Origin of the sequence: Streptomyces sp. NPDC090798, from assembly GCF_044768965.1 — a bacterium.
Lineage (GTDB): Bacteria > Actinomycetota > Actinomycetes > Streptomycetales > Streptomycetaceae > Streptomyces.
Map to the genome: position 1 here is coordinate 153,298 of NZ_JBIVXA010000004.1, position 12,917 is coordinate 166,214.

12 protein-coding genes and 1 pseudogene are annotated in these 12,917 nt (G+C 69.7%); 5 read left to right on the top strand and 8 right to left on the bottom strand.

All coding sequences use genetic code 11. The features are described 5' to 3' along the window. Window positions 1–229 precede the first annotated feature (229 nt). A complete protein-coding gene (locus tag ACIQTP_RS10885; RefSeq protein WP_403398484.1) occupies window positions 230–2,341 on the bottom strand; it encodes a glycoside hydrolase family 27 protein in 2,112 nt (703 codons plus the stop codon). Between the two features lie 357 nt (window positions 2,342–2,698). Between ACIQTP_RS10885 and msrA the strand changes: the two genes are divergently transcribed. Then, window positions 2,699–3,211 (top strand): peptide-methionine (S)-S-oxide reductase MsrA, encoded by a 513-nt coding sequence (gene msrA / locus ACIQTP_RS10890; protein ID WP_351297335.1) that lies wholly within the window; start codon window positions 2,699–2,701, stop codon window positions 3,209–3,211. Window positions 3,212–3,351: 140 nt separating this feature from the next. Here msrA and ACIQTP_RS10895 read toward each other — a convergent pair whose 3' ends face one another. Next, complete coding sequence (locus tag ACIQTP_RS10895) at window positions 3,352–4,239, bottom strand: helix-turn-helix transcriptional regulator (RefSeq protein WP_403398486.1); 888 nt, start codon at window positions 4,237–4,239, stop codon at window positions 3,352–3,354. 132 nt (window positions 4,240–4,371) lie between these two features. On the opposite strand from ACIQTP_RS10895, the gene ACIQTP_RS10900 reads away from it, so the two are divergent. Next, the gene (locus tag ACIQTP_RS10900; RefSeq protein WP_403398489.1) at window positions 4,372–5,295 is read left to right on the top strand and encodes an SDR family NAD(P)-dependent oxidoreductase; all 924 of its coding nucleotides are present in this window, start codon (window positions 4,372–4,374) and stop codon (window positions 5,293–5,295) included. Between the two features lie 60 nt (window positions 5,296–5,355). On the opposite strand, the gene ACIQTP_RS10905 is transcribed toward ACIQTP_RS10900, so the two are convergent. The 6 genes and pseudogenes from ACIQTP_RS10905 to ACIQTP_RS10930 all read right to left on the bottom strand — a co-directional run bounded on the left by ACIQTP_RS10905 (window position 5,356) and on the right by ACIQTP_RS10930 (window position 10,208). Next, a complete protein-coding gene (locus ACIQTP_RS10905) occupies window positions 5,356–6,150 on the bottom strand; it encodes an SDR family NAD(P)-dependent oxidoreductase (protein ID WP_403398491.1) in 795 nt (264 codons plus the stop codon). Window positions 6,151–6,409: 259 nt separating this feature from the next. Further along, window positions 6,410–7,324, bottom strand: a complete 915-nt coding sequence (locus ACIQTP_RS10910) for an RNA polymerase subunit sigma-70 (protein ID WP_403398494.1) — start codon at window positions 7,322–7,324, stop codon at window positions 6,410–6,412. Between the two features lie 11 nt (window positions 7,325–7,335). Beyond that, on the bottom strand, window positions 7,336–7,890 hold the full coding sequence (locus ACIQTP_RS10915) for a dihydrofolate reductase family protein (RefSeq protein WP_403398496.1): 555 nt from the start codon (window positions 7,888–7,890) through the stop codon (window positions 7,336–7,338). A 250-nt stretch (window positions 7,891–8,140) separates the two neighbouring features. After that, window positions 8,141–8,536: pseudogene (locus ACIQTP_RS10920) on the bottom strand (IS701 family transposase); the annotation flags it as partial. Between the two features lie 131 nt (window positions 8,537–8,667). Beyond that, window positions 8,668–9,354 carry an alpha/beta fold hydrolase gene (locus tag ACIQTP_RS10925; RefSeq protein ID WP_403398498.1) on the bottom strand — a complete coding sequence of 229 codons (687 nt, stop codon included), beginning with the start codon at window positions 9,352–9,354 and terminating at the stop codon, window positions 8,668–8,670. A gap of 2 nt (window positions 9,355–9,356) precedes the next feature. Continuing rightward, window positions 9,357–10,208, bottom strand: a complete 852-nt coding sequence (locus tag ACIQTP_RS10930; protein WP_403398499.1) for a DinB family protein — start codon at window positions 10,206–10,208, stop codon at window positions 9,357–9,359. A 19-nt stretch (window positions 10,209–10,227) separates the two neighbouring features. Here ACIQTP_RS10930 and ACIQTP_RS10935 point away from each other — a divergent pair, with 19 nt between their 5' ends. The 3 genes from ACIQTP_RS10935 to ACIQTP_RS10945 all read left to right on the top strand — a co-directional run bounded on the left by ACIQTP_RS10935 (window position 10,228) and on the right by ACIQTP_RS10945 (window position 12,828). After that, entirely contained in the window at window positions 10,228–11,190 is a 963-nt protein-coding gene (locus tag ACIQTP_RS10935; RefSeq protein ID WP_403398501.1) for a helix-turn-helix transcriptional regulator, read from the top strand. A 348-nt stretch (window positions 11,191–11,538) separates the two neighbouring features. Continuing rightward, window positions 11,539–12,297, top strand: a complete 759-nt coding sequence (locus ACIQTP_RS10940; protein WP_403398504.1) for a DUF899 family protein — start codon at window positions 11,539–11,541, stop codon at window positions 12,295–12,297. Between the two features lie 324 nt (window positions 12,298–12,621). Then, the gene (locus ACIQTP_RS10945; protein WP_403398506.1) at window positions 12,622–12,828 is read left to right on the top strand and encodes a hypothetical protein; all 207 of its coding nucleotides are present in this window, start codon (window positions 12,622–12,624) and stop codon (window positions 12,826–12,828) included. The last annotated feature ends 89 nt before the right edge of the window (window positions 12,829–12,917 follow it).

Consider the following 12,917-nt stretch of genomic DNA (forward strand, 5'->3'; position numbering starts at 1 on the left):
AGTGCCCACGGAACGGAGCTGAGGCCCCCTGACGGCCCGGCTCTGCCTGCGGCAGGCACAGCCTGTCGCAGGGGTCCTGGTACCGTCAAGATTAATTACTAATTTATTTCTCGGAGGGTGTGCCTCCGGGCCGAACAAGGCCCGGAGGCACACCTGTTGGTGCCGGGTGGTGATGCGGGGTGTGGCTTGGTTCTCGGTGGTGCGGGGTGGGGCGGAACGAGCGCGGAGCTCAGAGCCCGGTCTGGTGGACGCGGCCGTCCACCCCGCGGTAGGCGGCCAGCACGCCGCCCTCCGGCCCGGCGACGGCACCGAGCGCGCCGTCGAAGGCCCCGCTGACGAAGTCGGTGTTCTTGCTCCAGCCGGCCCAGCCGCCGTCGGCGGTCCAACTGCGCGTCCAGAGCGTGTAGTCCCCGGCCCGCGCGTACAGGTGAACAGTGCCGCCGGACGCCACCAAGGTCGGGCTGCCACTGGTCGTGCCGCCGAGGGACGTCCAGTCCGACCAGGTACCGGAGGTGTCGCGGGTCCGCGACCACACCGAGTCGTCGGGGGTGCGCACGGCCACGTGCAGCCGCCCGGCGTCGTCGACGACGGCCGACGGACGTCCGTAGAACGGGCGGCCCTGCGGGGCGCCGAGCGAGGTCCAGCCGGAGGCCGGGCCGCGCGACCACACACTGCCGTCCGCGCCGCGCGCGAACAGGGTCCAGTCGTCCGGTCCCGCGAAGGCCGCGGTCGGCGCGTCCGTCAGCGTCCCGCCGAGGCTCTGCCAGCGCCCCCAGTGCCCGTTCGCGTACACGCGCCGGTAGGCGGTGTCGTCGGTGCCGCGCACGAAGACGTCGATCCGTCCGCCGGCCGAGGCGTACGCCGCGGGCTGGCCCAGGACGCGGCCGCGCGTCGGGCCACCCAGATCGGTGGTCCGGGACGTGGCCCAGTCACCACCGCGCGCGGTCTGCGCGCGCAGCGCGCCGTCCGTGCCGCGGGTGAGGACGGTGAGCGTGTCGCCGTCGCGCACCAGGGCCGGGCTCGCCGAGGAGCGGCCGGGAAGCTGCGTACCGGGTGCCTCGTCGGTGCCGGTCAGCTTGAGGAAGGCCGTGCCGTGCGCGGGGACGCGCACCGTGTACGAGCCGGTGAAAGTGCCACGCGAGGCACGGGCCCGCAGGTCGCGCACCGCGACCTTGCCCGCGAGGCCGGCGTCCGCGAAGGTCACCGTGCGATCCTGCGCCTGGTCGGAACGGTTGAGCAGCACGACCGCCCGCTTGCCCGCGCCGTTCAGCACCTTGCTGTAGACGTCGCCGACCGAGTCGGTCGCCACGCGTGCGCCCTGGATGCCCAGCGGGTCCTGGTCGACGGCGATGATCTCGGGGTTGCGCAGGGTGTCGACCATCGACTGCGGCAGGGTGCGCGGGTCACTGCCGAGCACGAGCGGCGAGGCCATCTCGGCCCACATCACGAACTGCGTGGTGGACTCCTCCTCCGTCATCTCGTAGCCACCCTCGGCGAGCTTGCGCATCGGGATGAGGTAGTCGGGGTCGTTCCAGTGCCCGGGCCCCTGGGCCTCGGGGTGCCAGGCGTTGGCATCCATGTTGCGCAGGATGTTCGGCCACTCCCCCGCGGTCGGGGTGCCCCAGGCGATGTCGGTGCCGGTGCGCCAGGAGTCGGCTGCCGTCGGACCGTAGACGAAGGTGTTGTGCGCGTCCTGCTCCGGGGTGTGCGGCATGCCCCAGTCGTCGGTGAGCGGGTTGCAGAGGTTGAGCAGCATCTTCCGCCCGGACTTGGCGACGGCGTCGCTGAACTCCTTGAAGGCGGGGCCCGGATCGAGCCCCGCGCCGATGCCGCAGAGGAAGTCCACCTTGATGGCGTCGACCTTCCACCCGGCGAACTGGCGGGCGTCCTGCTCGTAGTGACCGCGGCTGCCCAGGCCGCACCACTTGCCGCCGTCGTACTCACCCGCGTCGGTGTAGATGCCGACCTTCAGGCCCCGCTTGTGAAGGTACGTCACCAGCGCGGGGATGCCGGAGGGAAAACGGGTGGGGTTGGCCACGAGCCGACCCGTCTGCGGATCGCGCGGCTGGTCCGCCTGCCAACCACCGTCCAGCCAGACGATGTTGTAGCCGCTGTCGCGCAGCCCGCTGCTGACGAGGTGGTCGGCGACCTTCCTGACCTGGTCCTCCGTCGGCGCGCCGAGCCCGTAGTAGGTGTTCCATCCCATGTACGGCGTGGAGGCGAGACCGCTGTCGTAGTACTGCGGCGCGCCCTGGTCGTCCGCGGCGTGTGCCGCCGGAACCGCCGAGCCGACCAGCACCACGGCACCGAGGACCACCGCGGTCCGCCGCGGTCGCGCCATCCCTGCACGATGCGAAGCCACTTGATTCTCCCGAGAGTTGGGGGTACGGGGCACCCCGCTCCGGTCGTGCCTGGGCGTCGGTGCCACGGCGGAAACTGTGCCCAGGCCCCTCAAGCCTGTCAATATTAATTGCTAATTAACTTAAAAACGGGATCTCGCGGTGACGTAGGCGGCGCCCCGGGACGGTTTCCGCAGGCTGCGGCGGTGCCCCACCCCCGGCTGATCGGCGGCGGGGCGGGCGGGCACGGAATTGTTTGGAACCCTCACGCGCTGATGAAGCCAGAGGGCATGGGCTGCCGCCGGTGTGCGAGCAGAGCGGCCCGAGTGACCGAGGCGACAGACATTGGAGGGGCCGAAATGGCAGCGCAGACGCAGAGGGCCGTACTGGCGGGCGGATGCTTCTGGGGGATGGAGGACCTGATCCGCCGGCTCCCGGGCGTGACAGCGACCCGGGTCGGATACACCGGGGGTGACGTGCCGAACGCGACGTACCGTAACCACGGCACCCACGCGGAGGCCATTGAGATCCTTTTCGACCCCGAGAAGACCGACTTCCGCACGATCTTGGAGTTCTTCTTCCAGATCCACGACCCGAGCACCAAGAACCGCCAAGGCAACGACATCGGTCTCAGCTACCGCTCGGCGATCTACTACGTGGATGACGAGCAGAAGCGGATCGCCGAGGACACCATCGCGGACGTGGACGCCTCCGGACTGTGGCCGGGCAAGGTCGTCACCGAGGTCGAGCCGGTCGGCCCCTTCTGGGAGGCCGAGCCCGAGCACCAGGACTACCTGGAGCGTTACCCCGACGGCTACACCTGCCACTTCCCGCGCCCGGGATGGCGGCTGCCCACCCGCGCGGAGGGCTGACCGCGCGGAGGCCTGACCGAGTGCAGAGCTGACCCCGCGGAGGGCTGACCCCGCGAGGCGGCCACCGGCACTCACGCAGCGTGACGAAGAACGGCGCGTGCGTCGGCGACCAGGCCGGTCACGGATGTCCGGAGACCATGTCAAGGCGTGGTGCGTCCGGGCGTTCGGGTCTCGTCGCCGGCGGCCCGTACACCGCCGACATGGTCAGGGGCGTTCATGCTGGCGAGCAGACGCAGGCGTTCCTCGGAGGCACTGCCCGGCTGTGCGTGGTAGGTGATCAGCGTCTGCCGGTCGGTGCCCGGGACCAGCAGCTTTTCGTAGTGCAGTTCCAGGGGGCCGGCCTGGGGGTGAAGAAGCAGGCTGGTGCCAGTGGTCTTGTGCTTGACGTCCTGCCGGGCCCAGAGAGTGCGGAAGCGCTCGCTGCGCAGGGAGAGTTCTCCGACGATCTCGACCAGGCGCGAGTCTTCGATGTCCGCACCAACGACCGAGCGCAGGTACGGGACGACCCGGGCGGTCATGTCCTCCCAGTCCTGGTGGAGTTCCCGCATCTCTGGTTCCAGGAACGCGGCCAGAATGCCGTTGTGTCCCGGCGCGTTGAACGGTGAGAGCGCGATGGCGAGGCTGTTGGCGGCCAGGACGTCCATGTATGTGCCGTGGATGTACGCCGGGGTGAGTGGCCAGGAGCCGATGAGCGTGCGCATGCCGTCACTGACCTGCTCCGGCCTGCGGGGCCGCTTGCGCCGCGGGTTCTTACGTGTGGCGATCTCCAGCAGGTAGGTCGTCGCCTCCTCGTCCAGTCGCAGGGCGCGGGCGATGCTGCGCAGGACCTGCTCCGAGGGGTTCCTGTCGCGGCCCTGCTCCAGGCGGTTGTAGTAATCGGAGCTGATCCCCGCGAGGAAGGCGACCTCCTCGCGGCGCAGCCCCGGGACACGCCGGTTGCCCTGGTCCCAGGCTTCATCGGGCTGGACCAGTTCCCTGCGGGCGCGCAGATACCGGCCCAGTGCGTTGGCGTCTCCTGCGGCTGTCATGTTTCCAGCGTACGAACGCGTTCCGGTTTCATGGATGGCCCTGTCAGTCCCAGTCTCAACCCGTCCTGGTTCGTCCCAGGGCGTTCGGCGCAGTCTGAGGGAGCAGTTCGAACGACCGGAGGAATGCATCACATGTCCCAGCTCTTCACGACCCCGCTCGGCCGCGACAGCACCGCCTCGGAGGTGATCGAGGGCGTCGACCTGTCAGGCAGGCGGGCCATCGTCACGGGCGCGGGCTCGGGCATCGGAGTCGAGACCGCCCGCGCTCTGGCGGCCAACGGCGCCGAGGTCACGCTCGCGGTCCGCCGTCCGGAAGCCGGCGAACAGGTCGCGGCCGACCTGCGCAAGGTCACCGGCAACGACGCGATCCACGTCGCCCGCCTGGACGTGGCCGACCTGGGATCGGTGCGGGCGCTCACCGCCGGCTGGCAGGGTCCGCTGCACATCCTGATCAACAACGCCGGCATCATGATGCCGCCGGAACTGGAGCGGGGCATCGGCGGCCACGAGCAGCAGTTCGCCACCAACTACCTGGGACACTTCGCCCTGGCCCTGGGGCTGCACCGCGCCCTCGCCGACGGCGACGGCGCGCGCCTGGTCTCGGTCTCCTCCAGCGGCCATCTCTTTTCTCCCGTCGTCTTCGACGACATCGACTTCCGCTTCCGCCCGTACGACGCGCTCGCCGCCTACGGCCAGTCCAAGACCGCCGCCATCCTCCTGGCCGTCGAGGCGCAGCGCCGCTGGTCCGGCGACGGCATCACGGCCAACTCCCTGCACCCCGGTGCGATCGCCACCAACCTCCAGCGGCACACCGGAGGCCTGCGGACCCCCGAGCCCTACCGCAAGACGATCGGGCAGGGCGCCGCGACGACCGTGTTCCTCGCCGCTTCCCCGCTGGTCGAAGGCGTCGGCGGCCGCTACTTCGAGGACGTCAACGAGGCGCCTCTCGTCCACACCCGTCCCACCCAGTGGGGCGTCCCCGGCGTGGCCCCCTACGCGCTGGACCCGGCGAACGCCGAGCGCCTGTGGGACCTGGCGAGCGACATCGTCCGCTGACCGGGGCCCGGTCGGCACGGGGCATGAAGAACGTCGAGGAGGTCCTCGGTCCGGCGGGGCCTAGGGGAGGATGGAATCGACGTACCCTCCGTCGACCCGCAGTGCGCCGCCCGTGGTGGCGGACGCCAGGTCGGAGCTCAGGTACACCACCATGTTGGCGATCTCCTCGGGTTCGATCAGGCGCTGCAACAGCGACTGCGGGCGGTGCTCTCGCATGAAGGCTCGCTGCGCCTCGTCCCACGGAAGGTCACGGTCGACGAGTTGGTAGACGAAATCCTCCACACCAGCGGTGTGGGTAGGGCCGGCGATGACGGAATTCACGGTGACGCCGGTCCCCGAGGCATGCTTGGCGAAGCCACGGCTGACCGCGAGCAGGGCGGTCTTCGACATGCCGTAGTGGATCATCTCGGCGGGGATCACGACTGCAGAGTCACTTGCGATGTACTGGACGCGGCCCCACCCCCGTTGGATCATCTGCGGCAGGTAGGTACGGGTGAGGCGGACGGCGGCCAGCACGTTCACTTCGAAGTAGCGACGCCATTCGTCGTCCGTGATCTCCAACGGGTCCTTGGCGCCGAAGATGCCGAGGTTGTTGATCAGGATGTCGACGTCCGGCAGGGCTTCTTGGGCACCGACGGCGCCCTCCTCGGACGCGACGTCGGCGGTGACCGGAACGAAATCGCCGTCCGGCACGTCGGCCTTGAGCTGTTTGACGGACTCCTCGACCCTGCCCCGGTCGCGCCCGTTGACTCCGACCCGGGCACCGGGCCGCGCGAGTCCGGCCGCGATCGCGGCACCGATGCCTTGGGTGGATCCCGTCACCAGCGCGGTCCGTCCCGTGAGGTCCAGACGCATGTCTTTCCCTTCCCGACGTAGGTTCGGCGGCTGTCAGCCGTCATGGCACTTCTTCTCCTCGGAGTGCCCGATCATGTCCGCAAACCCCGGGTTGGGGCAGTACGGGTGACTGCCTGGGGCTCGGCAGACAGACGATCAGGCCCGAGGCTTCACCGATGACCGGCGGTGAGGCCCACGGGCTGCCCCGGACATCGTCGGGATACCGCTCGACAAGTGCCTCGACGCAGGCCCCGTCCGATCGCCGAGCGGGTCTTCGCGCTCATACCGACGCGGGGAAGCCGAACCGCTTGACAAGCCCCGGATCCCCGAACGCGTTGATTCTCGCGATGCCCTCCGGGGTCACGGTGAGCAGGAGGATGCCGTAGGCCTGGCCATCGCGGTAGCCGACCGCCGCCGGCTGGCCGTTCGCGCTGGTCGGCAGCAGCTGCCACGTGCCCGGCGAGCCCAGGACCCGCTGCACGAGATACGGCACGCAGGTGGCGCGGCCGGAGAACCAGGTGCGCCAAGGCGTCGCCTCGACGCTGGCATCGACACGCAGCAGCTGTTCGAGCGCCGCGCCGTCGGCCTCCTCGACTGCGGCGATGTAGTGGGCGAGGACGGCACTCAGTTCGCCGGGCTCGACCGCTTCCTCGACGTCAGGTGGCGCCTGTTCCAGCCGCGCACGCGCGCGCTGCAGCATGCTCTTGACCGCTGCCGTGCTGGTGCCCATCACCTGCGCGACGTCCGCCGCCGACCACGCCAGGACGTCGCGCAAGATGAACACCGCCCGCTGACGGCCCGGCAACCGCTGGAGCGTGGCGATCAGCGCGATGCGCAGGCTGTCGCGCGCCGTGACGATCGCTGCCGGGTCGAGCATCGAGTCGGGAACGGGCTGAACCCACTGCGCTTCCGTAGCCATCGGCGGGTTCATTGGGTCGTCGGCGGGTCCGCCAAGGCCCGACGGCAGGAAACGCCTACTACGGTGCGACACCGCGGAGAGGCATGCGTTGGTGGCGATCTGGTGAAGCCAGGTGCGCACCGACGACCTGCCCTGGAACGCCTCATACGAACGCCAGGCACGCAGGTAGGTCTCCTGGACCACGTCCTCGGCGTCGTCCACCGATCCAAGCATGCGATAGCAGTGCGCCAGCAGCTCGCGCCGGTAGGGTTCCGTGTCCGTTGCGAAATCTCCCATCCCGATCGACATTACGGGGCGTAGGTGAGCGTGACGACTCCGGTCGCACTCGGCGTTGCGGCCACGAACCGCAGCGAGCCCGGCAGCGCACTGTCGAAGAGCCGCCTTCCCTCGCCGACGACAAGGGGGTGGACGCCGAGGTTCAGCTCGTCGATCAGGTTGTGCTGGAGCAGAGTTCGCATCAGCGTGGAGCTGCCGTACATGACGATGTCGCCGCCGGGCCCCTGCTTGAGCTTCGCGACCGTCTGCGCCGCCTCACCGGCGAGGGCGGTGGCGTTCCAGGGCAACGGGCCGAGCAGCGTCCTCGTCACGACGAGCTTGGGAATGTTGTTCATCGCCTCGGCATACGGCCCGGTGTTGCGCGACCAGGCCTTCTCGATGATCTCAAAGGTCGCCCGCCCCAGCAGAAAAGTGTCGCTCGCCAGGAGCGCGTCGGTGGCCCGCTGGCGCGAGGTGTCGTCGAAATAGTCCAGTGCCCAGCCGCCGCGTTCGATCTCGCTGAATCCGCCCGGATCCTGGACCACACCGTCAAGCGTGACGAATGCCCCCGCGATGAGCTTGCGCATGATGGTCTCCGTTCTCGGGGTCGGACGTTCCGGCCCTCGAATATGAAGACTCGGGTCAGCCCCGAAAGGAATCGGTCGGTGTGCCGGGACCGGTCGGGGATTCGCGGTAGCTGCCGTCGGGCTGCCCACTACCCCAGTTGAATACCGCGGCTTCATGACCGTGGGGCGGCCTGCCGGTGGTAGGCCATCGGCAGGATGGCGGGCGTGTTCGTCGGGCGGACGACGGCGAGGAAGGCGTGGGCGAACACGGCCAGGGTGCCCCGGCGACCCGCACCAGGGCCGTCAGGAGTACCGGTCGAGGTGCGTGGCAGCGGTAGTAGGCGAGTTCGCCGGTGGTGCGGTGGCGACGGATCAGCCGCTGGCGGCGGCCGAAGTCGGGGCCGGGCAGGTCGATGACGGCCCACTCGCGGCAGCGGTGCTCGGGTGATGACTTCGGCCGGGCAGCCCACGGCGAGCACGTAGCCGGTGTCTCGTTCCTCCAGGGCGGCCCGACGCTTCGGGTTGCCGCCGTAGAGCCCGTCGCCGGTGATCCACGGCACGTGGTGGCCGCCGCCGGGTCCGGCATCCCGGCAGCGGTGCGGGTCGGAGGTCCAGGAGCGCGGACATACAGTTCCCGGTCCACCACCGCGTGCCCACGTCGACCTGCGTCGCGAAGGCCCCGAACCGGCGGTCCGGGGCGTCATCCGGGGAGCAGTAGCCGTTCCTCCGCCAGCCGCGCTGGATCCGCCGCACGTCTTCCAGCGTCTGCTCCTGGACGCGACGGGCTGCGGCGCCGTGTCAGGCCTCGGCTGCCGCTGCGGCCAGGAGCCGGGCGAGTTCGATCGGCTTGCTGACCATCGGCCAGTGACCTGAGTCGATGTCGACGAAGTCGAGGTGCCTGGCCTTGGCGAGCTCGGGTACGTCACCGGCGCCGATCCACTCCTTGGCCTGGGCAGGGGTGAATTCGGGGCACACGACCACGACCGGTACGTCGAACCGTCGATCGTCCACCAGACGCACCATGCCCTTGGTCACCCCTTCCGGGACGGGGATCGCGGCAGACGCGAAGCTGCGCCTGGCCTCTTCATCAAGGTCAGCGGCGTCCGGCCCCTCGAATGGGCCCCAGCCGGGGAAGGGCATGACGCCGTCCTTCGGCTCGAAGAGGTCGGCGTAAGGCTCCCCGTCGGCGGACGGGAAGCCGCCGATGAGGGCGACTTTGGCCACCTTCTCCGGTCGCGCGTCGGCGGCCAGCCAAGCCAGGGTGCAGGCGGCGGAATGCCCCACCACCATGGGCTTTTCGGACGCCGAGTCCACGGCGGCGAGCACCGCCGCCACCTGGTCGTCGAGCGCGGCGGACGCAGATCCGTCGCCCTGACCGGGGAGGGTCAGCGGCACGGGGCGGTGGCCGAGCGCCTCGAGCGTGGGGACGACATCGTCCCATGCGGATCCGTCGAGCCACAGGCCGGCAATGAGGAGGATGTCCATGATCAGTTTTCTTTCTCGAGTGAGGTCAGATCACGTTCGGCATAGAGCCGGTGTTCCCATTCCTCGTTGATGACGATGCTGAGACATTCCTTGAAGGGGAAGCGCTCCATCCGTGGCCAGCCGGGCTCGGTGTGGGTCACCTCGGAGGCGAGTTGCTCGTCGGTGAGTGACTCCATGACGTGGCGGACCATCACCTGGCGTTCGCGTCGGACCGTCAGCACCTCGTCGAGCGAGGGTCGTGCCTCGCGGTCCCACGGGATACCGTCCCACCCGGGTGCCTCGTCCCACGGCAGGTCCAACTGGTGCCACGGCGAGGCATTGCCGAGGATCATCCGGCCGACCCAGGCAGCGCCGGCGAAGTTGAGGTGCCGCAGGGTCTGGATGAAGGACCACTCGTCAGCGACGCCGCGGTGGAGCGCCGCTTCGGGGAATGTCCTCGCACGCGCGACGGTTCCCTCCCACAGCCGCTCCAGGATTGCCCACGCCTCACGGAACCCATCGGTGTCGTCGGGGCGCATCCTCGCCCGCTCGGGCATGCGACGGTTCAGTTCGGCGTCGACGAGCGGTGCGATGTCGACGCCGTTCACGACGACGTTCTTCAACTCGCCGCTGATCTCGACGTCGACCAGCTCGACGCCGCGCATGCGGCTCTCGTTGAACAGGGCGCCACGGATCTGCGCCCCGGTGAAGTCAACTGCGCGCATGCGGACGGTATTGAGGGACACCTGGGTGAAGGCGGCGCCCCGAAGGCTCACGCGCTGGAAGAGTGCTCCCGTGAGGTCCTGCTCGCGGAACTCGGTCATGGCCATCACCCTAGGACCGGTTCCGGACAATCTACTTCCGGCTTGTCCCACGACCGCCTACCCTGCTCCCGTGCCGACCGATCCCAGCCCCACCGCACGAGCCCTGCGCGCCCTTGAGATCCTCCAGGCCCGTCCCGGCGTGACGGCCGACGGACTCGCCGCGTCTCTGGGTGTCACTGAGCGGGCCGCGCGCCGGTACGTCGCGATCCTCCGAGAGGCGGGCATCCCCGTCGAGTCGACCCGGGGTCCCTACGGCGGGTACCGGCTCGGGCGCGGGACCAGGCTGCCGCCGGTCGTCTTCACGGAGCCCGAGGCACTTGGCCTGGTCATGGCGGTGCTCGACGGCCGGCCGGCAGCAGCCGACGTCGACGATCTCGTCGGTTCTGCCCTGGGCAAGGTCATCCGGGCCCTGCCCGAGAGCGTCGGCCGGCAAGCAGCGGCGTTGCGAGAGCACGCGTCAGCCGCGCCCGACCGGCACTCGGCCCGGCCGGATCCCTCTACCACCAGCGCACTCGTCGCCGCCGTCGCAGCCCGACGTCGCGTGCTGGTCACGTACCGGAGCGAGTCCGGCAACGAATGGGAGGCCGAGGTGGACCCCTGGGCGGTCGTCGTCCGCCACGGGCGCTGGTACCTCTTGTGTCACTCCCATCGCGCGGCCGCGATCCGCACCTACCGGATCGACCGGGTCCGCGCCGTGCGGCAGACAGCCCACGAGTTCGAGCCGCCCGGCGGCCTCGACCCGGTGGCAGCAGTGGAAGAGAACCTGGGCACCGGGTGGGAGTTCCCCACCCGCGTCGTTTTCGACGCTCCACTGGCCGAGGTGGCGCCGTGGATCCGGCCTCCCATGGGACGGCTCGAACCATCGAAAGGCGGGTGCGTGCTCGTCGGCAGCACAAGCAATCCGGCGATGTACGCACAGGAATGGCTGGCGAGCGTGCCGTTCGCCTTCCGCGTCGAGGGCGGCCAGGAACTCCGTGCCGCGGTCGCGACGCTCGCGGCGCGTTTCGCCGCCGCCCTGGCGGACCAACCCTGACAGCGATAGCGAAGGACATGGCCGACTCATGCCCAAGTGGCGCCGGCTCTCACGAACATCGGCGCCCGGTACGCCGGCCAGGGGGCGCCCAAAGCATCGAGCGCGTGGTTCCCGTTCTCTTCGAAAATCCCCACCCGCTCTTTGAAAATCCCCACCCGGCGCTCAGCGCCAGGCCGAATGCGCTCAGTTGATCTCCTCGCCCTCTCTGCGATCAGGATCCGGCTGGTCGTGTGATGTGGTCCGGCGTGCCGATGGTGGCGGCCGGATCGTGGACTGGCTGCGGACGCCTGGCCCGCCCGCCCCGGACCCCACCGATGAGTTTCTGTCGGCTGCCGGGTCAGTACGGGCATGACTGCCACGAACAAGCCGCCGGTCGTCTCCCGCTCGGAGTGGCTGGCCGCGAACGACACCCTGCGCGCCCGGGAGAAGGCGCACACCCGGGAGGGCGACGCGATCGCCGCCGCACGGCGACGGCTGCCCATGACCGAGGTCGACCCCTCGACTCCGCTCGTCGGAGGCAACGGAAAAGTTCCCCTGATCGACGCCTTCGACGGCCGTACCCAGCTGTTCGCGTCGTATCACATGTGGCATGACGGCCGCCCCGCCGCCGACCAATGTGAGGGCTGCACCTTCTTCACCGGCCAGGTCCGCGAACTGTCCTATCTGCACCAGCGTGATGTCACCTTCGCCGCCTTCTGCAAGGGCCCCTACGAGGAGTCCGAACGCTACCGCCGCTTCATGGGCTGGGAGATGCCCTGGTACTCCGTACCCGCCGAGTCCCACGAACGGCTCCTGGCCGGCCGCCACTTCGGCATGAAGGCGTGCTACCTCCGCGACGGGGACGGCGTCTACGAGACGTACTGGACCACCGGCCGAGGGGTCGAGCCCATGACGCCCTCCTACGGCATCCTCGACATGACCGTCTACGGACGGCAGGAGGTCTGGGAGGACTCCCCGACGGGCTGGCCGCAGCCGTATGAGGCCAGCGGCCAGCAGTTCCGCAAGGACGGACGGCCGACCGCGCAATGGGCACGGATCGCTGCCGGGCACGACGACGACCTGCACGGCGGACAGCCCAGCACCGGCAGCTCGGGCTGCTGCGGCTGAGCCCTGACCCGACAGCCACAACGGAACCACCGTCCGAAGACCGCGGTGGGCACAGCACGTGTGCCCACCGCGCTCCGCCGGGCCTGCCGCTGTTGTGAAAGGCGTGCCTCTCCCGCATGCTCGACGAGGACGAGTTCCTCGGCCCGCACGGCATCCGCTCGCTGTCGCGGTACCACGCCGCGCACCCGTACACCTTCGAGGTGCACGGCGAGCCGTACGGGGTCGGCTATCTGCCCGCCGAGTCGGACTCCGGCATGTTCGGGGGCAATTCCAACTGGCCGGCTCACCGCCACCTTCCTGTGCGATGCCCAGGGCCGTCGCCCGGTGCACGGTGCCCAGCCGACGTTCACCAAGGACCCGCACTGGCGCGATCTGATCCTGTTCCACGAGTACTTCCACGCAGACACCGGCGCCGGCCTCGGCGCCTCCCACCAGACCGGCTGGACCGGCCTGGCCGCGGTCACCGCCACCCTGTTCCATCTCGTCGGCGACGGTGACTGGGGCGCCCTGAGGGAGGAACCCCTGTCATGACGGTGCCGTATGACTCCGCGATGCCTGCTAAGGCGACGGCGGTGTACCGGTCAGTCCCGGCAAGTGCTGCCATCACGTCGAACCAGGCA

What these genes read in the sequence shown, in the direction of transcription:
- ACIQTP_RS10885 (WP_403398484.1), bottom strand. Translation starts at nt 2,341, where the DNA reads ATGGCGCGACCGCGGCGGACCGCGGTGGTCCTCGGTGCCGTGGTGCTG.
- msrA (WP_351297335.1), top strand. Translation starts at nt 2,699, where the DNA reads ATGGCAGCGCAGACGCAGAGGGCCGTACTGGCGGGCGGATGCTTCTGG.
- ACIQTP_RS10895 (WP_403398486.1), bottom strand. Translation starts at nt 4,239, where the DNA reads ATGACAGCCGCAGGAGACGCCAACGCACTGGGCCGGTATCTGCGCGCC.
- ACIQTP_RS10900 (WP_403398489.1), top strand. Translation starts at nt 4,372, where the DNA reads ATGTCCCAGCTCTTCACGACCCCGCTCGGCCGCGACAGCACCGCCTCG.
- ACIQTP_RS10905 (WP_403398491.1), bottom strand. Translation starts at nt 6,150, where the DNA reads ATGCGTCTGGACCTCACGGGACGGACCGCGCTGGTGACGGGATCCACC.
- ACIQTP_RS10910 (WP_403398494.1), bottom strand. Translation starts at nt 7,324, where the DNA reads ATGGGAGATTTCGCAACGGACACGGAACCCTACCGGCGCGAGCTGCTG.
- ACIQTP_RS10915 (WP_403398496.1), bottom strand. Translation starts at nt 7,890, where the DNA reads ATGCGCAAGCTCATCGCGGGGGCATTCGTCACGCTTGACGGTGTGGTC.
- ACIQTP_RS10925 (WP_403398498.1), bottom strand. Translation starts at nt 9,354, where the DNA reads ATGGACATCCTCCTCATTGCCGGCCTGTGGCTCGACGGATCCGCATGG.
- ACIQTP_RS10940 (WP_403398504.1), top strand. Translation starts at nt 11,539, where the DNA reads ATGACTGCCACGAACAAGCCGCCGGTCGTCTCCCGCTCGGAGTGGCTG.